17 protein-coding genes and 1 pseudogene are annotated in these 22,895 nt (G+C 75.0%); 14 read left to right on the plus strand and 4 right to left on the minus strand.

Features of this window, described 5'->3' with window-relative positions; all coding sequences use genetic code 11:
* The 10 genes and pseudogenes from DEF28_RS27445 to DEF28_RS05145 all read left to right on the plus strand — a co-directional run.
* Positions 1-432: pseudogene (locus DEF28_RS27445) on the plus strand (hydrolase); the annotation flags it as partial.
* An 89-nt stretch (positions 433-521) separates the two neighbouring features.
* On the plus strand, positions 522-1,541 hold the full coding sequence (locus DEF28_RS05105; RefSeq protein WP_181874297.1) for a lysylphosphatidylglycerol synthase domain-containing protein: 1,020 nt from the start codon (positions 522-524) through the stop codon (positions 1,539-1,541).
* An 11-nt stretch (positions 1,542-1,552) separates the two neighbouring features.
* On the plus strand, positions 1,553-2,263 hold the full coding sequence (locus DEF28_RS05110) for a class I SAM-dependent methyltransferase (protein ID WP_114397883.1): 711 nt from the start codon (positions 1,553-1,555) through the stop codon (positions 2,261-2,263).
* A gap of 425 nt (positions 2,264-2,688) precedes the next feature.
* Positions 2,689-3,483 (plus strand): hypothetical protein, encoded by a 795-nt coding sequence (locus DEF28_RS05115; protein WP_233515108.1) that lies wholly within the window; start codon positions 2,689-2,691, stop codon positions 3,481-3,483.
* The gene (locus DEF28_RS05120; protein WP_114397863.1) at positions 3,480-4,670 is read left to right on the plus strand and encodes a glycosyltransferase family 4 protein; all 1,191 of its coding nucleotides are present in this window, start codon (positions 3,480-3,482) and stop codon (positions 4,668-4,670) included. Before DEF28_RS05115 ends, DEF28_RS05120 begins: the two co-directional genes overlap by 4 nt.
* A 389-nt stretch (positions 4,671-5,059) precedes the next feature.
* A complete protein-coding gene (locus DEF28_RS05125; RefSeq protein ID WP_147280119.1) occupies positions 5,060-5,479 on the plus strand; it encodes a hypothetical protein in 420 nt (139 codons plus the stop codon).
* Between the two features lie 161 nt (positions 5,480-5,640).
* Complete coding sequence (locus tag DEF28_RS28790; RefSeq protein WP_258861897.1) at positions 5,641-5,769, plus strand: zinc-binding dehydrogenase; 129 nt, start codon at positions 5,641-5,643, stop codon at positions 5,767-5,769.
* A gap of 126 nt (positions 5,770-5,895) precedes the next feature.
* Positions 5,896-6,762: a hypothetical protein gene (locus DEF28_RS05135; protein ID WP_147280120.1), complete on the plus strand. Its 867-nt coding sequence runs from the start codon at positions 5,896-5,898 to the stop codon at positions 6,760-6,762.
* 1 nt (position 6,763) lies between these two features.
* Complete coding sequence (locus DEF28_RS05140) at positions 6,764-7,918, plus strand: glycosyltransferase family 4 protein (protein ID WP_114397866.1); 1,155 nt, start codon at positions 6,764-6,766, stop codon at positions 7,916-7,918.
* Between the two features lie 93 nt (positions 7,919-8,011).
* A complete protein-coding gene (locus DEF28_RS05145) occupies positions 8,012-10,663 on the plus strand; it encodes a bifunctional FO biosynthesis protein CofGH (protein ID WP_114397867.1) in 2,652 nt (883 codons plus the stop codon).
* A gap of 60 nt (positions 10,664-10,723) precedes the next feature.
* Here DEF28_RS05145 and DEF28_RS05150 read toward each other — a convergent pair whose 3' ends face one another.
* The 4 genes from DEF28_RS05150 to cofD all read right to left on the minus strand — a co-directional run bounded on the left by DEF28_RS05150 (position 10,724) and on the right by cofD (position 15,524).
* Positions 10,724-11,506 carry a DUF1266 domain-containing protein gene (locus tag DEF28_RS05150; RefSeq protein WP_147280121.1) on the minus strand — a complete coding sequence of 261 codons (783 nt, stop codon included), beginning with the start codon at positions 11,504-11,506 and terminating at the stop codon, positions 10,724-10,726.
* 112 nt (positions 11,507-11,618) lie between these two features.
* Positions 11,619-13,199 carry a Na+/H+ antiporter gene (locus tag DEF28_RS05155; protein WP_114397869.1) on the minus strand — a complete coding sequence of 527 codons (1,581 nt, stop codon included), beginning with the start codon at positions 13,197-13,199 and terminating at the stop codon, positions 11,619-11,621.
* A gap of 82 nt (positions 13,200-13,281) precedes the next feature.
* Positions 13,282-14,559, minus strand: a complete 1,278-nt coding sequence (locus DEF28_RS05160) for a coenzyme F420-0:L-glutamate ligase (RefSeq protein ID WP_114397870.1) — start codon at positions 14,557-14,559, stop codon at positions 13,282-13,284.
* Positions 14,556-15,524 (minus strand): 2-phospho-L-lactate transferase, encoded by a 969-nt coding sequence (gene cofD, locus DEF28_RS05165; RefSeq protein ID WP_114397871.1) that lies wholly within the window; start codon positions 15,522-15,524, stop codon positions 14,556-14,558. The genes DEF28_RS05160 and cofD overlap by 4 nt, the downstream gene beginning before the upstream one ends.
* A gap of 339 nt (positions 15,525-15,863) precedes the next feature.
* Here cofD and DEF28_RS05170 point away from each other — a divergent pair, with 339 nt between their 5' ends.
* From DEF28_RS05170 to DEF28_RS05185, 4 genes are all read left to right on the plus strand, one after another.
* Positions 15,864-17,303, plus strand: a complete 1,440-nt coding sequence (locus DEF28_RS05170) for a hypothetical protein (RefSeq protein WP_114397872.1) — start codon at positions 15,864-15,866, stop codon at positions 17,301-17,303.
* 216 nt (positions 17,304-17,519) lie between these two features.
* Positions 17,520-17,807 carry a WhiB family transcriptional regulator gene (locus tag DEF28_RS05175; protein WP_114397873.1) on the plus strand — a complete coding sequence of 96 codons (288 nt, stop codon included), beginning with the start codon at positions 17,520-17,522 and terminating at the stop codon, positions 17,805-17,807.
* Between the two features lie 366 nt (positions 17,808-18,173).
* A complete protein-coding gene (locus DEF28_RS05180; RefSeq protein WP_374058123.1) occupies positions 18,174-21,407 on the plus strand; it encodes a glycosyltransferase in 3,234 nt (1,077 codons plus the stop codon).
* On the plus strand, positions 21,404-22,846 hold the full coding sequence (locus tag DEF28_RS05185; protein ID WP_114397875.1) for a DUF5719 family protein: 1,443 nt from the start codon (positions 21,404-21,406) through the stop codon (positions 22,844-22,846). The genes DEF28_RS05180 and DEF28_RS05185 overlap by 4 nt, the downstream gene beginning before the upstream one ends.
* Positions 22,847-22,895 lie beyond the last annotated feature (49 nt).

Raw genomic sequence — 22,895 nt, forward strand, 5'->3', positions numbered from 1 at the left:
GAGTACCTGCCCAACGGCGGATGGGGCGAGGCGGGACCGGCGATGTACCTGACCTCCTACGAGACCTACCAGGCCGACCCGTGGGAGGCCGACAATGTCTCCGACGCGGCGCGCGGCTCGTTCGCGGGCTGGCGCGACCTCCTCGTCCAGGTGTCCGGCGGGGTCGTCCGCTACCACGTCGACGGCGAGCTCGTGGCCGAGCACGGCGGCCGCTTCTATCCGGACTCGCCGATGTCGGTCAACTTCAACCAGTGGTTCGTCGACCTCGACGGGCACACCGGCGGGCGCAGCTCCTACACCCAGGACGTGGACTACGTCTACTACGCCGGCGGTGAGGTGCTGACCCCCGCGCAGGCCGCCGACCGGGTGGCGGCGCAGCGCGCGGCGGGGACCGAGCGGACCGACACGGTGGGGGAGGGCTGCGGGGCGTGACGCGCCCCCGCGGACCCGCCGCCCGCGGGCGCGCCGCCGGCCCCGCGGCACCCGGACGCGCCCCGGGCAGCCTCTAGCCTGGGACGACCATGCTGAGTCGTCTCCGTGCCAACCGGTGGCTGCGCGCCGCGATCGTCCTCGTCGTGCTCGGGTGCGCGGCCGTCGCGCTGCACGCCCGCTGGGACGAGGCCAGCGACGCGCTCGCCGCCCTCCCGCCATGGGCGGTCGCCGTCTCGCTGCTCGCCGGCCTGGCCGGACTCGGGGCGCAGATGATGGCCTGGCGGGCGCTGCTCGCCGACCTCGGATCGCCGCTGCCGGTACTGGTCGCGGCGCGGATCATGTTCGTCGGCCAGCTGGGCAAGTACGTGCCCGGATCGGTGTGGGCGTTCGTCGCGCAGGTGGAACTGGCGAAGGATCGCGCCGTCGCGCGCCGGCGGGGGCTCGCCGCCACGGTGCTCGCGGTGCTGGTGACGCTCACCGTCAACCTCGTGGTGGCGGCCGTCACCCTTCCCCTCGCGTCGGGCGCGGCGGCGCGCGAGTGGTGGTGGGCGCTCGCCCTGGCCCCCGTCCTCCTGGCCGCGCTGCACCCGCGGGTCGTGACGCGGGTGCTCGGCCTGCTGTCGCGCTGGTCCCGCCGCGACGGCGGCGCCGAGCCGGAGCGGGTGAGCGGGCGCGGCATGGCCGCCGCCATCGGATGGTCGGCCGTCGCCTGGGTGCCGCTCGCGGTGCACGTCTGGGCGCTCGTGGCGGGGACCGGCGGCGCCGGGTCCGCCGCCCTGCCGGCCGCCGCCGGGGCCTACGCCCTCGCCTGGACGCTCGGCGTCCTCGTGGTGGTGGCTCCCGCCGGGCTGGGCGTCCGCGAACTGGTGCTCGTCGTCGGGCTGGCACCCGTGCTGGAACCGGGTGCGGCGCTCGTGGTCGCCACACTGTCCCGGCTGCTGATGACGGCCGCCGACCTGCTGTGGGCGGGTGCGGCGGTGCTCGGTGCGCGGGACCGGGGCGCTCGCCCCGCTCCGGAGTACGGGGGTGCCGCGGGCCGGGCCCGCGGCGGCCGGCCGGGCCGGTTTTCCCGGGGCGGCCGTCCGGAGCCGCCGGAGTCGCTAGGGTGATCCCCGTGCGGATGCCTGACGTCGTCGCCTTCGCCGGCCACCAGATCCACGTGTGCCGCTACCGCGAGGCGGGAACCCTGTTGAACTGGCTCGGTGCCGACCTGCGAGGCCAGGTGGTACTCGACGTCGCGGGCGGCGACGGCTACTGGGCCGGCCAGGCGCGCCGCCGCGGGGCCCGGGCCGTGTCCGTCGACCTGGCGCGGCACAAGATGCTGCGCGGCCGCCGGCTCCGGCACGCCCCCGCGCTGCTCGAAGGCGACGCCCTGCGGCTGCCGCTGCGCGACGCCTCGGTGGACAAGGTGATGTCGATCTGCGCGATCGAGCACTTCGACGACGGCCCCGCCGCGCTGCGCGAGATGGCCCGGGTGCTCAAGCCCGGCGGCGACCTCGTCATGTCGGCCGACTGCCTGTCCCGCCGGGACGCGTGGCCGGCGCTGTTCGAGGCGCACCGCCGCCGCTACCACGTGCAGGCCACCTACACCCACCGGACGCTGGCCGCCCTGCTCGGCGAATGCGGCCTGGACGTGCGGGAGCACCGCTACCAGTTCCGCTCGCGCGCGGCCGAGCGCGGCTACCTCGCGCTGTCGGCGCACGGCGGCCGGTTCGGCTTCAACGCCGCGGCGCCGCTCATCCCGCTCGTCTCCCTCAGTGACGCCCGCACGCCCAACGACCGCGGCAGCATCGTGCTGCTGAGAGCCCGCAAGCGCGACGGCGGGACGTGACCCGCGCGCCGCACGGCGCGCGCCGGACCGCCGGCCGCGGCCGCTGGGCGGCGCACTTGGCGGCACCGGCGGCGGTCCCGGACGGTGCCGGCCGGATCCGGCCGCTCGCGGAGTGAACCGCCGCGGGCGTCGGTGCGATAGATACCACGGAGGGCCTCGGCGGTCACGCTCCGTCGAACTCGGCCGCCGAAATCTTAACTAGGCTTTAACCGCGGGGCGGTACCGTGCGCACGCATACGGGTTACGGAGGCGACGGCAGACAGCCGTCCGTCCGTGTGCCGCATTCGGAGGACCGTCCCGCTCACGGCCGAAGAGTTCACTGAAGCCCGGGCAGCGGTGCCACCGCCGTTCCACGACGACCACCGCGCGCCCAGACGCATGGGGGGACCGTGCAGGCAGAGTTGAGTCGAATCGACTCTCGGAACGTGTTGCGACTGCGATTCCGGGAGATCCTACCGGACAGATCCGAAGAGGACGCGGCCCGTCTGGCGCTGCGTTCGCGCGGGGACCAGCCGAAGACCGTCCACGTGCCGGGGCTGCGGCGGGAGGGTGACCAGATCCGCGCCGATCTGGCGACGATCCCGTTGCCGGACGGCACCTGGGACGTCATGTGGGTGTCCCGGGACGGCCGGTCCGAGCCCGTGGCGACCCGCGATCCGGGGTTCAGCCTGGCGGAGCGCGCCGCCTACCTCGCCGAACCGCGCGACCGCGAGCTGCGGGTGATCCGCGGTCCGGAGGGGCGGCTGCGGCTGCGCAGCGCGCCCGCCCGCCCCTACGCCGAGGTCGAGTGGGTGGACGTCACCGACTCCCACGTCGCGATCTCGGGAGTGCTCGCCTACGTGCCGCGCACCCCCGGCCGCCAGGAGGCGCGGCTGGTCGCCCGGCAGCGCGAGCTGTCCGGCGTGCTCACCGTCGACGCCGAGGTGGCCGACGGCGCCTTCAGCGTGCGCGTGCCGCTGGCCGACATGGCCGCCGCCCACGAGTCCGCCCGGGCCCACAACGAGTGGGACCTGTGGCTGACCACCCCCGCGGACGGCCGCGAGCTGCGACTGGCCTCGCTCGCCGACGACATCGTCGGCAAGAAGAAGCGCATCAGCTTCCCCTCGACCGTCCTCGCCGGTGCGGCCGGCAGGGTGCGGATCCGGCCGTACTACACGGTGCACGACCACCTCTCGCTGCTCGCCACGGAGGCCGGTGCGAAAGCGGGGGCCGGCCGGTGAAGATCGCCCTGATCATCGCCAACGCCTATGGCATGGGCGGCACGATCCGGACCGTTTTCAATCTGGCCGGCGGGCTGGTGGCCCGGCACGAGGTCGAGGTCGTCAGCCTGATCCAGCACCGGGAGCGGCCGTTCTTCACGGTGCCCGACGGCGTGGCCCTGCGCGCCCTCGCCCCCTCGCGGGAGTGGGCCGCGCGTCCCAAGCAGGGAATGATGGCCCGCTGGCGGGAGTCGCGCCCGTGCCGGGGCGTGCCCACCTCGGAGGCCGCGCGCAACGGCGCCTTCAACGGGCGGACCGAGTACGAGCTGCGCCGCTACCTGCGCGAGACCGACGCCGACGTCGTGGTGGGCACCCGGCCCGGCATCAACATGCTCATCGCGCAGTGGGCGCCGGAGCGGCTGACCACCATCGGCCAGGAGCACGTGCACCTCGGCAACCACAAGCCCGACGTGCGGGCCGCCGTGCGCCGGCTCTACCCCCGGCTGGACGGCCTGACCGTGCTCACCGAGGCCGACCGCACCGCCTACCAGGAGTTCCTGCCGGTCGCGGACGACTGGCTGTGCACGATGCCGAACGCGCTGCCGCCCGGCGACTACCCCCGTTCCACCCAGGAGAACCCGATCATCGCGGCGGCCGGCCGGCTCTCGCCGATCAAGCAGTATCCCAAGCTGCTGGAGGCGTTCGCGGTGGTCGCCCGCGAGCACCCGGAGTGGCGGCTGCGCATCTACGGGGGCGGTGGAAACGAGACCGAGCTGAAGGAGCACATCACCCGGCTCGGGCTGCACAACCAGGCGACCATCATGGGCCGGACCAAGGACCTCACCGGTGAGCTCGCCAAGGCGTCGATCCTCGCGGTGAGCTCGCGCACCGAGGGCTTCGGTATGACGATCATCGAGGCGTTCTCGGTGGGGGTGCCCGTGGTGAGCTTCGACTGCCCGCACGGCCCGCGCGAGATCATCACCTCGGGCCGGGACGGCCTGCTGGTGCCGGACCAGGACGTCGAGGCGCTGGCCGCCGGCCTGCTGCGGCTGGTCCGCGACGGCGACGAGCGCCGCCGCATGGGCGCCGAGGCGGTGCGCTCGGCGCGCCGCTACGACCTCGCGCCGGTCATCGAGCGCTGGGAGGAGTTCCTGAACGGGCGCCTGGCGGCCCGCTCGCGCGGTCGGCTCGCCGACCGGGCCGCCTGATCCCGGCGGCACCGCAGTCGCCCGGCCCGGCGCGCGCGGCCCGCGGGCCGGGACGTGTGCGGCGCCGCCCGTTCCCTCCGGTCGCTGGGTGCCGGCCCACCCGCCACGCGAGGCCGCTCCGGTTGACCGCCCCCAAGGCCGAGGTCGGCCGGGGCCGGATCCGCGGAGGGACGGCACGCGCGTGGTGCGGGCGAGGGCGTTCGGCGGGGCGGAGGTCCTGGAGACGGCCAAGGTCCCGGACCCGGCGGCCGGGCCCGGTGAGGTCGTGATCGGGGAGGCCTTCAGCGACACCCTCTTCGTGGAGACGCAGATCCGCGCGGGGGTGCCCGGCTTCCCGGTCGGGAAGCCGTACGCCCGCCGGTGGCGGGATCGCCGGCACGGTGCTCGCCGTGGGGGACGGGGTGACGCCGTCCTCGATCGGCGCGCGGGTCGTGACCACCCTCGGCTGGAGCGGCGGGTACGCCGAACTGGCGGTGGCCGCGGCCGCCGGGGTGGTCCACGACGCCGGCACCGCCGTCGCCCTCACGGACGCGGTGGCCCCCGGGCGGGGGAGACGGTACCGGTGCTGGGCGCCACCGGCGGCATGGGCGTGCTCCTCGTCCGGCTGGCGCGCTCCGCCGGCGCCCGCGTCCTGGCGGGCGCGCGCGGCGAACGCGAGCTGCGGACCGCGGCCGAGCTCGGCGCCGAACCCGTGGACGTCTCTCCCCCCCCCGGACCGGCCCCGACGGGTGGCCGGGGCCACCGGCGGCGCCGGAGCCGACGCGGTCCTCGACGGGGTCGGCGGCGCCCACGGCTCCGCGGCCGTGTGAGTGACCGCCGAGGGCGGCCGCTTCTCCGCGCCCGGTGCGCCCGCCGGAGGCTTCCCCGGCGTTGACCGGGAGGAGGCGCGCGGCGGCGCAGCATCGACCTGCTCGGCATCACCGACGCGCGGTTCGACCAGCCGACGCGGAAGCGGTGGACGGGCCTCGGGCTGGCCGCGGCGGCGGCCGGCCGGATCCGCCCGGTCATCGGCCAGACCTTCCCGCTGGCACGCGCGGTCGACGCGCACGCCGCCATCGAGGCCCGCACCGTCCTGGGCGAGACGCTGCTGGAGGTCTGACCTTCCCCGCGCCGCACCCGGTCGGGCCCGTCGGCCGCTCCGCGGTCTTGGCGGTCTCTTGACCGGGCGCGGTGGCGTGCCTGACCTGCGGATCACCCCCCGCGACCTAGGCTGACCCTCTATCGGATGCGACCGTCTCACGCCGGTTTCGGGGGGTCCATGCGCGTCCAGATGAGCCGGGTCCGGGTCGACGACATCCTCGAACTGGACCTGGCCGAACCCGCCCGCACGGGGGCCCAGGTGGTGCTGCGGCCCGTCGGCGGCCGGACCGCGCCGCTCCGCGGGCGGCGGATGCGGACCTGGGTCGGCGGGCGCCGGGCTTATGTGGACCTGCGGTGGGAGCCCCTGACCGAGGGCACCTGGGCGGTGCGCTGGTCCGAACCCGGCCGGTCCTCCCGCCAGATGTGGACCGACGACCCCTGCTACGACCTCGCCGCCCGCCGGGAGTACGCTGCGCGGCCCTCCCGCCGGGAGGTCGCCGCGCTGCGCGCCCCGGACGGCCGGCTGCTGGTGCGGGTGCGCCGGGTGCGGCCCTACGCCGAGGTGCGGGAGGTGGAGGTGCGCGACGCGACGGTGCGGATCACCGGGTTCCTCGCGCACACCGCGCCGCCCGACACGAGCACGGCCGCGGAACTGCTGGTCCGCCAGCGCGACCGGGCCACCGCGTTCGCCTTCCCGGCCGGGCTGGCGCAGGAGGTGTTCCGCTGCGCCGTGCCGCTGCCGCCGCTGGCCCGCGCGCACGCCCACGACCGGCCGCACAACGAGTGGGACCTCTGGCTGCGGGTGCCCGGCCGCGAGCGCGGGTACCGGCTTCGCGCGCTGTGCGACGACATCGTCGGCAAGAAGGGCCGCGTCGCGTTCCCGACGACCGCGGTGCGGACGGACTCCGGCGCGGTCGACCTGCGCCCCTACTTCACCGCTGCGGACGGCCTGTCGCTGCTCGGCACCGGAGCCGGGCCGCGCCCTCCGTCCGGTGGCGGCGCGGAGGACTGACGTGCGCATCACCTTCCTCATCGGCGACGTCCACGGAATGGGCGGCACCATCCGCAGCACCGTCAGCCTCGCGGGCGGCCTCGCCCAGCGGCACCGGGTGCAGATCGTCAGCCTGGCCCGCGGCGCCGCCCGCCCGTTCTTCCCGGTGGACCCCCGGGTGCGGCTGCGCTCGCTCACCGACAGCCGCGCCTGGGCGGGCCGGCCGGAGCCCAGTCGGCGGATCCGGGAGCTGGAGCTGCGCCCCGCCACGCTGGTCCCGCCCACCGAGGCGCGCCGGAGCGCGGTGTTCAACGCGGCCACCGAGGAGGCGCTGTGCGCGTTCCTCGCCCGCGCCCGCACCGACGTGGTCGTCGCCACCCGGCCGGGGCTGAACTCGCTGCTCGCGCTGCTCGGCTCCGACCACTACCTGCGTATCGGGCAGGAGCACCTCAACCTGCGGCAGCAGACCGAGGACATCCGCGACCACATCCGGCGGCACCACGCGCGGCTGGACGGCCTGACCGTACTCACCGACGCCGACCGCCGCGACTACGCCGCCCTGCTCGACCGGCCGGAGGGCTGGGCGATCACCATGCCCAACCCGCTGCCGGACGCCCGCTATCCCCGCTCCCGGCTGGTCAACCCGGTGATCGCGACGGCCGGGCGGCTGATCCCGGTCAAGCAGTACCCCGTGCTGGTCCAGGCGTTCGCGCGGGTCGCCGCCGCCCATCCGGAGTGGCAGCTGCGCGTCTACGGCCACGGACCGCAGCGCGGCCGGATCCGCGCGATGGCCGACGAACTCGGCCTGCACGGCCGGGTGGTGCTCATGGGGCGCACGCGCGACGTCACCGGCGAGTTCGCCAAGGCGTCCCTGGTCGCCCTCAGCTCCCGCCAGGAGGGCTTCGGGATGACCATCGTCGAGGCGTTCGCGGTGGGGGTCCCGGTGGTGAGCTTCGACTGCCCGCACGGGCCGCGCGAGCTGATCGAGCCGGGGCGGGACGGGCTGCTGGTACCCGACCAGGACGTGGACGCGCTCGGTGCCGGGCTGCTGCGGCTCGTCGAGGACGCGGCGGAGCGCCAGCGGATGGGCGCCGCCGCGCGGGAGAAGGCCCGGCGGTTCCGCGTCGACCACGTCGTGCGCCGCTGGGAGGAGTACCTCGTCGAGCGCCTGGGCTGACCGCTCCGCGGAGCTGCCGCGGCCCGCGCTGCCCGGGGGCGCGGCGCCACGAAGGGCGGCGCGCGGACGGGGTGCCCGCGTATCGTGCCCGTCATGAGTAGTGCGGGAAACGGGAAGCCGGAACAGACCCCGACCGCGTCCGCCATGCGGCGCGCCCTGGCACGGGCGCGGGACGGCAAGGCGCTCGACGCGACCGAGGCGGAGGTGCTGCTGCACGCGAGGGGATCCGACCTCGACACGCTCCTGGAGTACGCCGGGCGGGTGCGCGACGCCGGCCTGGAGGCGGCCGGCCTGCCCGGCGTCATCACCTACAGCCGCAGCGTCTTCATCCCGCTGACCCGGCTGTGCCGGGACCGCTGCCACTACTGCACCTTCGCGACCGTCCCCGGCGACCTCCCCGCGCCCTTCCTGTCGCCGGACGAGGTACTGGAGATCGCCCGCCGGGGCGCCGCCATGGGCTGCAAGGAGGCGCTGATCACCCTGGGCGACCGTCCCGAGGACCGCTGGTCGGCGGCCCGGCGGTGGCTGGACGAGCAGGGCTACGACGACACGCTCTCCTACGTGCGTGCCGTGGCGGTCATGGTGCTGGAGGAGACCGGGCTGCTGCCGCACCTCAATCCCGGCGCCATGAGCTGGTCGGACCTGCAGCGGCTGAAGCCGGTGGCGCCGTCCATGGGCATGATGCTGGAGACCACCTCCGAGCGGCTGTTCACCGAGCGGGGCGGGGCGCACTTCGGCAGCCCCGACAAGGACCCGGCGGTGCGGCTGCGGGTCCTGGAGGACGCCGGCCGCTGCGGCGTGCCCTTCACCAGCGGCATCCTCATCGGGATCGGCGAGACCGTCGCCGACCGCGCCGAGTCGGTCTTCGCGCTGCGCCGGATCGCCCGCGAGTACGGGGGCCTCCAGGAGGTCATCGTGCAGAACTTCCGCGCCAAGCCCGGCACCGCGATGATGCACCGCCCCGACGCCGACCTGACGGAGCTGGCCGCCACCATCGCGGTGACCCGGCTCGTGATGGGCCCGCGCGCCCGGGTGCAGGCCCCGCCCAACCTGATCGGGGACGAGTACGCGCTGATGCTGCGCGCCGGGGTCGACGACTGGGGCGGCGTCTCGCCGGTGACCCGCGACCACGTCAACCCCGAGCGGCCCTGGCCGCAGATCGAGGAGCTGGCCGCTCACACCGCGCGGGCCGGCTTCGAGCTGCGGGAGCGGCTGTGCGTCTATCCCGAGTACGTCCGCCAGGGCGAGCCGTGGCTGGACCCGCGGCTCCTCGGGCACGTGGCCGCGCTCGCCGACCCCGCCACCGGCCTGGCCCGCCCCGACGCGGTCGCGACCGGACGGCCCTGGCAGGAGCCGGAGGCGGGCGCGTCCGCCTCCGGGCGGACCGACCTGCACGTCGCGGTGGACACCGAGGGGCGGACCGGCGACCGGCGCGGCGACTACGACGCCGTCTACGGCGACTGGGACCGGCTGCGCGAGCGCGCCGCCCGGTCCGCTCCCGGCACCGGGGCGCCGCGCCGCTTCGACCCGGACGTCCGGGCCGCCCTGCGGCACGCCGAGAGCGACCCCGCCGGCCTGAGCGACGAGCAGGCGCTCGCCCTGCTGCACGCCGACGGCCCCGAGCTGGCGGAGCTCGCGGCCCTCGCCGACGGCGTGCGCCGCGACGCGGTGGGCGACGACGTCACCTTCGTGGTGACCCGCAACATCAACTTCACCAACGTCTGCTACACCGGCTGCCGGTTCTGCGCCTTCGCCCAGCGGCGCACCGACGCCGACGCCTACACGCTCTCGCTGGACCAGGTCGCCGACCGGGCCGCCGAGGCGTGGCAGGCCGGAGCCACCGAGGTGTGCATGCAGGGCGGCATCCACCCCGACCTGCCGGGAACGGCCTACTTCGACATCGCGCGGGCGGTCCGGGAGCGGGTGCCCGGCATCCACGTGCACGCCTTCAGCCCCATGGAGGTGGTGAACGGCGCGGCGCGGACCGACCTGCCGGTCCGCGAATGGCTCGTCCGCGCCCGGGAGGCCGGGCTCGGCTCCCTGCCCGGGACCGCCGCGGAGATCCTGGACGACGACGTGCGCTGGGTGCTGACCAAGGGCAAACTGCCCACCCGGGCGTGGATCGACGTGATCAGCACGGCGCACGACCTCGGCATCCCCACGACGTCGACCATGATGTACGGGCACGTGGACACCCCGGAGCACTGGGTGGCGCACATCAAGCTGATCCGGTCGCTCCAGCGGCGCGCCATGGAGCACAACGGCCGGCCCGGGTTCACCGAGTTCGTGCCGCTGCCGTTCGTGCACACCAACGCCCCGATCTACCTGGCCGGGCTGGCGCGGACCGGCCCGACGGTGCGGGAGAACCGCGCGGTGCACGCGCTGGCGCGGCTGCTGCTGCACGGCTACGTCGACAACATCCAGTGCTCCTGGGTGAAGCTCACCGACGAGACCTGCCGGCAGCTCCTCACCGGCGGGGTGAACGACGTGGGCGGCACCCTCATGGAGGAGACCATCAGCCGGATGGCGGGGTCGAGCAACGGGTCGTACCGGACGATCAGCGACATCGAGGCCATGGTGCGCCCGACCGGGCGCCCGCTGCGGCAGCGCACCACGCTCTACGGCGAGGTTCCGGCCGAGCGCCGCGCGGCCGCCGCGGCCAGCGACGGTGTGGCCGAGAGCATCCGCCGGGCGCGGCGGTCGCTGCCGCTGGTCCAGGACAGCGCGGGCGGGTGCCGCTCGTAGCCGCACGGCCGCGAGGGGCCCGCGCACGCGGCCCGGGCCCCTTCGCGGTGGCATCGGCGGCTACATCGCCCAGGGCAGGTGCAGCCACGGGCTCTGCGGGTTGCCCATGAGCGCGTGGTGGGCGGCGACCGACTCCGTGTAATAGGGCCCGTACTCGCCGTCGTCGAAGCGGAGCACCCGCCCCATGAGGTAGCTCGTGGACAGATCGGGCCAAGAGGTGAAGTAGCGCCGGCACTGCTCACCGGCCCGCATCACGTACCACTCGGCGGTGCGCGGGTCGGTGAACTCCGCGTGCACGCCCCAGCGGGCCATGTTGACCGCCCGCCCGAAGTCGTAGCCGATCATGTGGGTGACGAACGCTCCGGGCGGCAGCACGCCGTCGGCGACCATCCGCTTCTCGTAGTCGAGGATGCTCCCGGCGGTGCCGAGCAGCTGCTGGTAGACGTCGTTGCCGCGGCCGTTGTGCGTGCACCAGCGCTCGATGGCGGCCCGCCAGGTGCCGGCGTCCACCGGGCCGCCGTACTGGTGGGCGAGCTGGCGGCGCATCCCCAGCAGCAGGGTGGCGGCGTCGTCGCTGCTGTCGTCGTCCAGCAGCCGCTCCAGGGTCTGCCGCCACTCCTCGACGTTGGTGACCCCCCAGCTCTCGCGCAGCATGTCGCGCTTCTGCTGCGGGCCGCAGCACGAGCAGGACTTCACGATGGTGTTCCACGGGGCCTGGTTGTTGACGGCCATGGGCGCGCCGCACGCGAAGGCGTGCGCCATGGGGCCGTGGAAGTAGCCGTAGGGCTCCGCCAGCACGTCGGGCAGCTGGTTTCCCTGGTCGCGTCGGAACGAAAACGGCACGGCTCCCCCGTAGAGCTGGGCCGCCGGCAGGCGGCTCCGGCGGCGGTGGGCGAGCACAGAGGGTACAGCACCGGACGCACCTGTCAGGTCGGGCGCTTCGGGCGCCGCCGCGTCAGTGCGGGCGGTGCGGCTCCTGGAGGTCGAGTTCGCGCTGCAGGGCCTGGAACACCTCGTGGCTGATCTCGCCCTTGCGGTACAGCCGGGCGAGCGCGGCGCGCTTCGCCGTGCCGAGCTCGTGGCGCAGGAACACTGTGCCCTTGACGTGGTGCAGCGCCGAGTGGTCGCCGCCCGTCATGTCGAGCGTCGCCCGGGACTGCCGGACCCGCAGCTTGTACATCTGGCGGTAGGTCTCGGCGGCCAGCGAGTCCACCTGGTCGTCGGCCAGCAGCTCGTCGATGCGGGTCAGCGCGGCACGGCCCATGGCCACCTCCGCGAGCGCGATCTCGTGCCGGGCCCGGCTGTCCTGGGTCACCCGGAGGCGGCGCAGCACCAGCGGCAGCGTCATCCCCTGCCCGATCAGGGTCGCCAGCACCACGGCGGCGGCCAGGAAGATCAGTACGTTGCGGTCCTCGAAGGGGGCCGTGCCGATCGTCAGCGGAAGCGAGAGCGCGATGGCGAGGGAGATCGCGCCGCGCATGCCGCTCCATCCGATGATGGCCCGGTGGCGCACCGGCCCGGGGTCCAGGCGCAGCCGGCCGGGCAGCAGCCGCATCACCGGGGTGACCGCGATCTCCCACACCAGCCGGACCACCACGGCGGTGCCGATGACCGCGACCGACGTGACCGCCAGTTCGCCGAGCGGGCGCCCGGCGACGTCGTCCAGTACCTCGTGCATCTGCAGCCCGAGCAGCACGAACAGGACGGACTCCAGGAGCATCACCAGGCCCTGCCAGACCGTCCGCCCCGTCACCCGTACCCGGGGCGGCAGGATGCCCTCGCCGCGGGTGCCCAGGAGGAAGCCGGCGACGACCGCCGAGAGCACGCCGGAGAACCCCATCAGCTCGGCCGGGATGTAGGCGACGAACGGGGTGACCAGCGACACCACCAGCTGGGTATTGCCGTCGTGCAGCCGGCTCCGCGACCACATCACGAGCTTGGCGACGAGCAGGCCGAACGCGACCCCGCCGAGCACCACCTTGACGAGCTCCAGGACACCGTCGCCGAAGGTGAGCGGCGTCGTCATGGCGGTGACGGCCAGGCCGAACATGGTGAGGGCGACGCCGTCGTTGATCAGGCTCTCGCCCTCAAGGATGGTGACCACCCGGCGCGGCGCGCCCACCCGCCTGAGCACGGCCGAGGCGGCCACCGCGTCCGTGGGGGCGACGGCGGCGCCGAGCGCGATCGCGGCCGGCCAGTCGGTGTGCGGCAGCAGCACGAAGGTCGCGACGGCCACGGCGAGCGCCGTCACCAGGGTCATCCCCACGGCGAGCGCCACGATGGGGCGCGCCTCCGCGCGCATCTCCCGGGGCGAGGAGAAGAACGCGGCGTTGTAGATGAGGGGCGGGAGGAAGACCAGCAGCACGACCTCCGGCGAGACGTGCACCTCGCGCATCCCCGGCAGGAAGCTCACCGCGAACCCGAGCGGGACGAGCACGATCGCGTCCGGCAGCCGCAGCCGGGGCGCGAGCAGCCGGCCGACGAGCACCACGAGAACGACGAGCAGCCCAGCGAGGATGTATTCGTCTTCGGTCAAGCGCGCCCCCGGCCCCCGGATCCACCTCCGTGCCCCGGCCCCTCGGTGTCGTCCCTCTCTTCGACTCTACGCCGCCGGCACGCTAGCGCACCTCGATGAACGCCTCCGGGTCCCGGGGCGGCCGGTCGCGCGGCGGCGCCGCCGGATGCCCCACCGCCACGGCGCCCATGGGCCGCCACCCGGCGGGCAGCGCCAGCACGTCCCGGACCGTGTCGGGGCAGAACAAGGTCGAGGAGACCCAGGCCGACCCCAACCCCTCGACGGCCAGGCCGACGAGCAGGTTCTGCACGCCGGCGCCCATGGCCACCAAGAACATCGCCTGCTCGGCGGCGGCGCGCCGCTCGTCGGGATAGGGGTGGGCGCCCTCGGCGACCAGGCACGGAACGACGAGGTAGGGGGCGCGGCGCAGCACGTCGCCGCGGCGGGTCCGCCGGGCGATCGCGTCCTCGGCGAGACCGTCGGCCCGCAGGTCGGCCACCCAGGCGTCCAGCATGGCGTCGAGCAGCCGCTTGCGGGTCTCGGCGGACTCGACCAGCACGAACCGCCACGGCGTGGTGTGGTGCGGGGCAGGCGCGGTCAGCGCAGCGGCGACGGCCCGGCGCACCGCCTCGGGGTCGACGGGTTCGGCGGTGAACTCCCGGATCGTCCGGCGGGCGGCCGGCACGTCGCGGGACCCGTAGCGGAACAGGTCGGCGTCGGCCGGACGCACCAGCGCCGCCGCACCCGGGCCGTCGTCCTCGGTCACCAGGTGCGCCAGGCCGCGCAGCACCGCCACCGGCACCCCGGTGAGCTTGCCCTTGACCAGCTCGCCCGCGGCGGCGATCTCGTCGGCCACCGCGTTCATCGTGACGTCGAGCACGTTGCCGTGGGTGTCGACGCGGCCGCGCAGGTCCTCCAGCGGGTGGAGTCCGGCCGCGCCGATGGCGATGTCGGTCTGCCCGACCCGCCATGGCCGGCCGAACGTGTCGGAGACCACGACGGCGACCCGCACGCCCAGCCGCTCCCGCAGGCCGGCGCGCAGCCGGCGGGCCGAGGCGTCGGGGTCCTCGGGCAGCAGCAGGACGTGTCCGGGCGGGACGTTGGAGGCGTCCACCCCGGCGGCGGCCATGACCAGGCCGTGGCGGGTCTGCACGATGCGGGTGTCGCCGCGCCGGGCCACCACGCGCACCGTCTCGGCGTCGACCGCCGCCGAGCGCTCCATCCGGCGCAGCCGCCCCTCGGCCTTGCTGACCACCTTGGAGGTGACGACCAGGATGTCCCCGTCGCGCGGCGGCGCGGCCGCGGCGATGAGGGCGGCGAGGTCGTCGCCGGGGCCGATCTCGGGCAGGCCGGTCACTCCGTGCACGCTCAGCTCGGTCATGCGCGCCCCTCCTTCAACTCGACCGCGAGGTCCAGTGCCGCACGGGCGATCGCGGCGGTCGCCTCGGGGTCGGACATGTAGAGCGGGCGGGACCGCACGGCGACCCCCGCCACCTCGGTCCCGGCATCGGCGTCGTCCACGAGCCAGCCGTCCAGCAGGTCCGCGCCGTAGTGCTCGGCCACCGCCTGCGCGGTGGTGGCCACGCCGATCGCGGTCAGGCAGGCGTCGGCCATGCCCCGGACGGGAGCGCCCCCGATGATGGGGGAGACGCCGACGACGGTCTTGGCGGCCACCGCGTCGCGGATGCCGGGTACGCCGAGGATGGAACCGACGCTGACCACCGGGTTGGAGGGCGGCAGCAGCACGACGTCGGCCGCCTCGATCGCCTCCAGCACGCCGGGAGCGGGCTTGGCGTCGGCCGCGCCGACGCTGACGATCTCCTCGGCCGGGATCGCGGCGCGGTGCCGCACCCACCACTCCTGGAAGTGGATGGCCCGGCGCCCCTCGCCGTCGGCGACCACGACGTGGGTCTCGACCCGGTCGTCGGTCATGGGCAGCAGCCGGACGCCCGGGCGCCACCGGTCGCACAGCGCCTCGGTGACCGCCGACAGCGGGTAGCCGGCCGCCATCATCTGCGCGCGCACGATGTGCGTCGCGACGTCGCGGTCGCCCAGGCCGAACCACTGCGGCCGCATTCCGTAGGCGGCGAGCTCCTCCCGGACGGTGAACGTCTCCTCGGCCCGGCCCCACCCCTGCTCCTCGTTGATCCCGCCGCCCAGCGTGTACATGACCGTGTCGAGGTCGGGGCAGATGCGCAGACCGAACAGGGTGATGTCGTCACCCGTGTTGCCGATGACCGTTATGATCCCGCTGCCCGGGTTGTTCGTCTCCTCGGCCAGGGTCGACCGGAGGCCGCGCAGGAAGCGCGCCCCTCCGATGCCGCCTGCCAGCACGACTATCCGCATGGGCACAAGTCTGGCAGGGTGGTGCGGTGTATGTGCCGTGCCCCCATGGGCCGGGGCCGTGCCCCCGCGGTCGCGCGCGGGAGACGGCGGGCCCGTGCCGCGATCCCCTTCCGGAGCCGCGGAGCCGGCGGCGCCGCGGGGCGCGCGGCGGAGACTCCGTACCGCCGTGCCGCGAGCGGCCGGTCACCGTTCTGCCGGCCCCGGCGGGACCGACGCTGCCGGGCCGGGCCGAACGGACTGATCGTCCTCTTCTGCGTCTCCCGCCTGATTCACTGACAACCTGACGATATGCAAAGCTTCCACCGACGCGACAGCGAAGCAGCGGAGGGGAATCCTCTCTTGAACAACGACACCATCCAACGGTTGCGAGAGCCCGCCGCGTGGGTGCTGCTCGGCGCCGTGGCCGTGCAGATGCTCGCCGGCCTCATCTACGTCTTCGGATCCGCCGCCGGCTACGGCGGATCCCCGATCCCCGCGAACGTGGTCTCCCAACGGGAGACCTTCCTCGGCCCCGTCACGGTCGCCATGGTCCTCGCCGCGGTGGCCCTCGTGCTCACCGCGCGCGAGAAGTCCCCGCGCGTGTTCGGGGTCGTGCTCACCGCCCTCATCCTCCTGGGCGTGGGCGCGGTCTTCGGGATCATCACCCTGATCATGGGCTTCGTCGCCAACGTCTCCGTGATCGCCAACGGGTTCGGCGACTTCTTCCGCACCGGTGCCCAGCTCGGCGTGCTCGCCTTCGCCGGCCTGGTGCTCGTGCGGGTCTTCGGCGACCAGAACCTGGTCCCGCGCGTGCCCCAGCAGGCCGCCGGCCCCTACGGGCAGAGCGGTCCGCAGCCGGGCTACGCCCCGCCGACCGGTGCCCAGCCGTCGTTCGCCCAGCCCAGCCCGAACCAGACCGGCCAGGGCTACACGCTGGGGGCCCAGGGCTATCAGCAGCCGCAGGACTGGTCCGCCCAGCAGCAGCCCTACGGCGACCCGAACCAGACCGGTGCCGGCCGCCAGGGCTGGCCGCAGGAGGGCTACGCCCAGCCCAGCGGCGCCCAGCAGCCCTACCCGGCGCAGCAGCCGGAGGGCGCCGCCGACCCCGCGGCGCAGCAGGGCCAGACGGGCTACTCCACGACCGGGGGCCAGCAGCCCTACGGGCAGCAGTACGGGCAGGCGGCCGGCTACGGCCAGACCGGCGGGCAGCAACCGCAGGACTGGAGCTCCGCGTCCCCGGCGGAGTCCGCCCAGCAGCCCTACGGCCAGCCGCAGCAGCCGCCCTACGCGGGCCAGCCCGGCTACTCCGAGACCGGCGCGCAGCAGGCCGGGTACGGCTACGGCTCCGCGACCCCCGGCTACGGCGCGTCCGGAGAGCAGGCCGGGTACGGCGAGTCGCCGTACGCGGGCCAGCAGTCCGGCGGGTCGGACGCGGGCGTGCCCGGCTACGGGTCCGCCGACTCCGAGGCGACCATGGTGCAGCAGCCGGTCGCGGGCAACACCGGTGCGTTCCCGACGGAGCCGCCGGCGGCCCAGCACAGCGAGCGGGCCGCGCAGGACGCCATCCAGTACGGCTGGTACCAGCAGGGGTCCGGCGGGCAGGCGCAGGGCGACCAGGGCGACTCCGAGGCCACCATGCGGGTCGAGCCGGGCTACGGCGCGCAGTACGGTGCCCCCGGCTCCTACCCCGGCCAGCCGCACGAGACCCCCGGCACCTACGGCGGCGATCAGCAGCGACGCGCCGGCTCCGAGCACGACGAGCGCCCGCAGGGCTGGTACCGGGACGACGACCGCCGCTGAGCCCGCCCACCCCCGACACGCCACGGAAAACGCGTGGTAATCCGCTGAGTCGCCGCGCGCGAACGATGATCCATTGTTTGTTACGTGATATTCAGGGGATTACCACGCAACGTGCTTGACGTATAGCGAGACACGCGCGTGTAATTTCATGGTGTGATTCCACCCTCCCGGGGGCCGAATGGGAGGGTACATCGAGGGGGGCAATAGGAGGTGCGCATGAGCGAGGTTATCCCGCTGGCGCACGGCGCAGATGAAGATCTGGGCTGGCAAGAACGTGCCTTGTGCGCGCAGACCGATCCCGAGGCGTTCTTCCCCGAGAAGGGCGGCTCGACACGGGAGGCGAAGAAGGTCTGCCAGTCGTGCGAGGTGCGAGCGGAGTGCCTGGAATACGCGCTGGAGCACGATGAGCGCTTCGGTATCTGGGGGGGACTCTCCGAACGCGAGCGCCGCAGGCTCAAGAAAGCGGCCGGTCAGGATTTCGATTTCCTGACGGACATGCTGTAGCCGGCGGTCACCGCTCGACGCGGCCCGCGCTCCGGACGTTTTGTCCGGGGCGCGGGCCTTTTTTAGGTTTTCTTTACTGGAATGAATGGTGACGGGTCCGCCCGAATCGGCGCCCACCCCGGCGTTGACCAGCGGCTCCGGCCGGCCGCTTGCGCCCGGGTTCCGGCCCGGTTCCAGAACGGTTCCGGTTCGGCTGCGGGGGCCGCCGGGGCGGGGATGCAGCCACGCGGACACGCGCGGTGGCGTATCGTGATCTGCCGTTAGCGTCATGACCGCAATGGTCGTTTCGTCCACACCCTGATCCTCGAGAGCCGAACACCTGACGTGCTACCCCTGGACCCCGCTCGTCACATCGTCACGGCCGTCGTGGTCACGCATGACGGCGCCCGCTGGCTGCCCGAGACACTGGAGGCCGTGCGCGGACAGTCGCGGCCGGTGCAGCGGGTGGTGGGGGTCGATACCGGCAGCCGCGACCGCAGCGGCGCGATCCTCGCCGAGTTCATCGCCCCCGAGGCCATCCTCACCCTGCCCCGCGACACCGGCTACGGGGACGCGGTGCGCGCCGCGCTGGAGCACCCGCGCTCACGCACCGAGTACCCGTCGCAGGCCGAGGCGACCGAGTGGGTCTGGCTGATCCACGACGACTGCACCCCCGCGCCGGACGCCCTGGACCGGCTGCTCGCCGCCGCCGAGGACGACCCCCGCGCCGCCATCCTCGGCCCCAAGCTGCGCGACTGGTTCGACCGGCGGGTGCTCGTGGAGGCCGGTGTCACCATCGACGGAGCCGGGCGGCGCGAGACCGGCCTGGAGCCCCGGGAGTACGACCAGGGCCAGCACGACGGCACCCGCCAGGTGCTCGCCGTCTCCAGCGCCGGGATGCTCGTGCGCCGCGACGTCTGGGAGACCCTCGACGGGTTCGACCCCGGCCTCCCGCTGTTCCGCGACGACATCGACCTGTGCTGGCGGGCCGGGGGAGCCGGGCACCGGGTGCTGGTCGTCACCGACGCCGTCGCCTACCACGCCGAGGCCGCCGCCCGCCGGCGCCGCCGCATCAGCGCCGCCGCCGACCACCCGCGCCGCATCGACCGCCGCAACGCGCTGTTCGTGCTGCTGGCGAACATGCCGTTCGGCGCGATGGTCGGCGCCCTCCTGCGCAACTCGGTCGCCTCGTTCCTGCGGGTGCTGATGTACCTGGTCGCCAAGCAGCCGGCCAACGCGCTGGACGAGGCGGTCGCCATCACGCTGGTCTACCTCACGCCCGTCCGCCTGGTGCGGGCGCGGTTCCGGCGCCGCCGCAACCGGCGCCGCACCTACAGCGCGATCCAGCCCTTCCTCGCGCACGGCGTCGCCCTGCGGCAGTTCGCCGACCTCGTCGGCAACCTGCTGTCCGGCTCGCCGGCGCTCGACACCCCCGGCCGCCACCAGGCCGTTACCACCGGTCCGCCGGAGGAGGACGACCCGCTGCGCGACGACCAGAGCCTGCTGCGCCGCGCCCTCACCCACCCCGGCGTGCTCCTGGTCACCGGCCTGGTCGCCGTCTCCCTCGTGGCCGAGCGCTCGCTGCTGCTCGGCGGGCGGCTGGCCGGCGGCGCGCTGCCCCCGGTGACCGGTACAGCCGGCGACCTGTGGAGCATGTACGTCGCCAGTTGGCACGACGTCGGCCTCGGCTCGGCCGCGGTCGCACCGCCCTACGTGGGCATGCTCGCGGTGCTCTCCACCATCGCGCTCGGCAAGCCCGCCCTGGCCGTCACCGTGATCCTGCTCGGCTGCGTGCCGCTGGCCGGCTTCACCGCCTACCTCCTGGCGCGGCGGGTGCTGCACGGCCGCGCCGCGCAGCTGTGGATGGCCGGCTCCTACGCCCTGCTTCCGGTGGCCACCGGGGCGGTCGCGCAGGGCCGGCTCGGCACCGCGCTGGTGCACGCGATCTTCCCGGTCCTGGGCATCCTCGTCACGCGGATCCTCACGCTGCCACCGCGCCAGTCGCGGCGTGCCGCCTGGGCGCTCGCGCTGTTCCTCGCCGTGGCCACCGCGTTCGTGCCGCTGGTCTGGGTGCTCGCCCTGGTCACCGGCGCGCTCATCGCGGTGGCCTTCGCGCACGTCGGCCGGCGGCTGCTGGTCAGCCTGGCCATCGCGCTGCTCGCGCCGCTGGTGCTGCTGCTGCCGTGGACCCTGGACCTGTTCCGCCACCCGTCGCTGTGGCTCCTGGAGGCCGGCCTGCACCGGCCGGACCTCTCCGACGCCGGGCTGTCGGCCTCGGCGCTGCTGCTGCTCTCGCCCGGCGGCCCCGGGCTGCCGCCGATCTGGGTCACCGGCGGGTTCATCGCGGCCGCGCTGTGCGCCCTGCTGCTGCTCCGCCGGCGCATGCTCGTCGCGGTGGGCTGGAGTGTCGCGCTGTTCGGCATCCTGGTGGCGATCGCCGTCAGCCGGGTGAACCTCGCGCCGCCGCAGGGCGGACCGGTCGCCGCCGCCTGGCCGGGGGTGGCGCTCGCCTTCGCGGCCACCGCGATGCTGCTGTCCGCCGCGGTCGCCGCGCAGTCCTTCGGCCTCCTGTACCGGCTGGGCGGTCTGCGCCGGGTGTTCGCCTTGGCGCTCGCGGCGCTCGCGCTCACCACGCCGGTGGCGGCGGCCGGGGTGTGGATGTGGAACGGCGTCGAGGGGCCCCTCACCGGCCACGCCCGCCCGGCCATCCCGCCCTTCCTGGAGTCGCTGAGCTCCGACGGCACCCAGGCGCGCACGCTGGTCGTCGCCCCGGCACAGGACGGGTCCGTCCAGTACAGCGTCCTGCGCGGCCGGGAGCCACGGATCGGCGAACCGCAGATCCCCACCGACGAGAACGTGCGCACCCAGCTCGACTCCGTGGTGGCGGCGCTGACCGCCGGCCGCGGCGGCGACGAGGCCGAGACGCTCGCCCAGTTCGGCATCCGCTACGTGCTCGTCCCCGCGCCGGCGCTCGCCGACGGCGTGGACGTCACCCTCGTGGACACCATGGACGGCATCCCGGGCCTCAGCCGGCTGCAGCTCAACACCGACTTCGCCCTGTGGCGGCTGGACGAGCCGACCGGGCGGCTGCGCATCGTCGAGGCCGCGGCCGAGGGCGGCCCCGAGGCGGCGACCGCCGACGACGGCCAGGCGGTCCGCGGCGACGACGGCGACGCCGGGCCGGTGGTCCTGCGCTCCGGTCCGGTGGAGGCCGACGTCGAGGTGCCCGAGGGAAGCGGACCGCGCACCCTCGTCCTCGCCGAACCGGCAGACGGAGGCTGGCGCGCCACGCTGGACGGCACCGAGCTGGCCGGGGCGGCCTCCGCCACGGGGCTCCAGACGTTCGCGCTTCCCGCGTCGGGCGGCCAGCTGGAGATCACCCGCACCGGCATCGCGCGGCAGGTCTGGCTGGTCGTGCAGGGCGTGCTCTTCCTCGCGGTGGTCGTGCTCGCGCTGCCCGGGGCGCGCACCGAGGAGGAGGCGCGCCAGCAGGCGGAGCACCCGAGCCCCCGCCCGCGCCGGCCGCGCCGCCGGCGCGCCGCCGGAGGCGCCCGGTGGTGGGGACGCGGGACCAGGGGCCGCCGTGCGGCGAAGCGAGGAAGCAGGAGCGCAGACAGGTGAGACTGATCGTCGAGAACCGGTTCGCGCTGCTCGCGCTGGTCATGGTCGCGCTGGCGGCGCTGTTCGGCGTGGCCGCGCTGACCGCGCCGGCGGCCGACCGCGCCGCCAGCGAGCCGTCCGGTGTGGTCGCCACCGTGGAATCGGCCGTGCGCGCCTGCCCGGCGCCGCGCGGCGGTGACGGAGCGCGGAGCGCGATCGCCGCGTTCGCCCCCGCTGGCGGGGGCTCGGAGGCGGGCGCCCTGGCGGCGGCCGAGAACGGGGCCGCCGGCACGGCGGTCGGCGATCCCGGCACGGCCGGGAACCCGTGGCGCGCCGACACCGACGGCGACCGGCACACCGTGCTGCGCGCCGGCGGTGCCGCCGCCGCCGGCCTGGAGGTGGTGCAGACCACGGTCGGCGACGCCGACGGCGACGCGTTCGCCACGGAACTGCGCTGCCCGGAGCCCTCGGTGAGCACCTGGTTCGCCGCACCCGGGGGAGCGGAGCTGGACGACCTGCGGCTGTTCCTCGCCAACGTCGACGACAGTGCCGCCACCGTCAACGTCGACATCTACGCCACCGACGGTCCGGCCTTCTCGGAGGACACCCGCGGCGTGACCGTCCCCGCCCACGACGAGATCGAACTCCCGCTCAACGAACTGGTCGAGGCCACCGAGGCGGTCGCCGTGCACGTGCGCACCAGCTCCGGCCGGGTCGCGGCCTCGCTGTTCGCCGAGCGGACCGGTACGGGGGCGGACTGGGTGCCGCCCACGACCCCGCCCGCCGAGCGGCACGTCATCACCGGCATCCCCGCCGGCGGCGGCGACAAGCGGCTGATCGCCGCCACCCTCGGCGACGACCCCGCCTCGGCCACGGTGCGCATCATCACCGATGAGGGCGAGGTCACGGACGCGGTGCAGCGCCTGGAGATCCCGCCGGCCGCCTCCAGCACGCTCGTCGTCGAGGGGCCGATCGGCGACCGCCCCGCCACCCTGGTCGTGGAGTCCGACCAGCCGGTCGTGGTCGGAGCCGCCTACCAGCGCTCCGGAGGCGCGGACACCGCCTACACGGCGGCCACCCCGCCGCTCGCCGGTCCGTTCGACGGCCGGGCCGTGGTGCCCGCGTACCCGTCCGGTACCACGACCGACCTCGTCTTCGGCGCGCCCGGCCGGGGCGGCCAGGTCGTGGTCACACCGGTGGGCGCCGACGGCGAGCCGGGCACCCCGCAGGAGGTGGAGATCCCCGCCGAGCACACCGTGGTCCCCGACTTGGATCTTCCGAGGTCGACGCGGGCGCTGCTGGTGGACGTGGCCGACGGCTCCGGGCCGGTGCACGCCGCGCGGTTGCTCCGCCAGGGCTCCGGCGGCGGCCGGTCGACGGCCGTGCAGCCGCTGCGGCCGGCACCGGCGGAGGTCCGGCTGCCGGCGGCGTCGGACAGCCTGATCAGCGTGGTCCCGTAGGACGGGCGGTGGAGCGGGGAGCCCAGCCGCCCGCAGGCGGGCCGCAGCC

It is taken from the genome of Marinitenerispora sediminis, from assembly GCF_003336425.1.
Lineage (GTDB): Bacteria > Actinomycetota > Actinomycetes > Streptosporangiales > Streptosporangiaceae > Marinitenerispora > Marinitenerispora sediminis.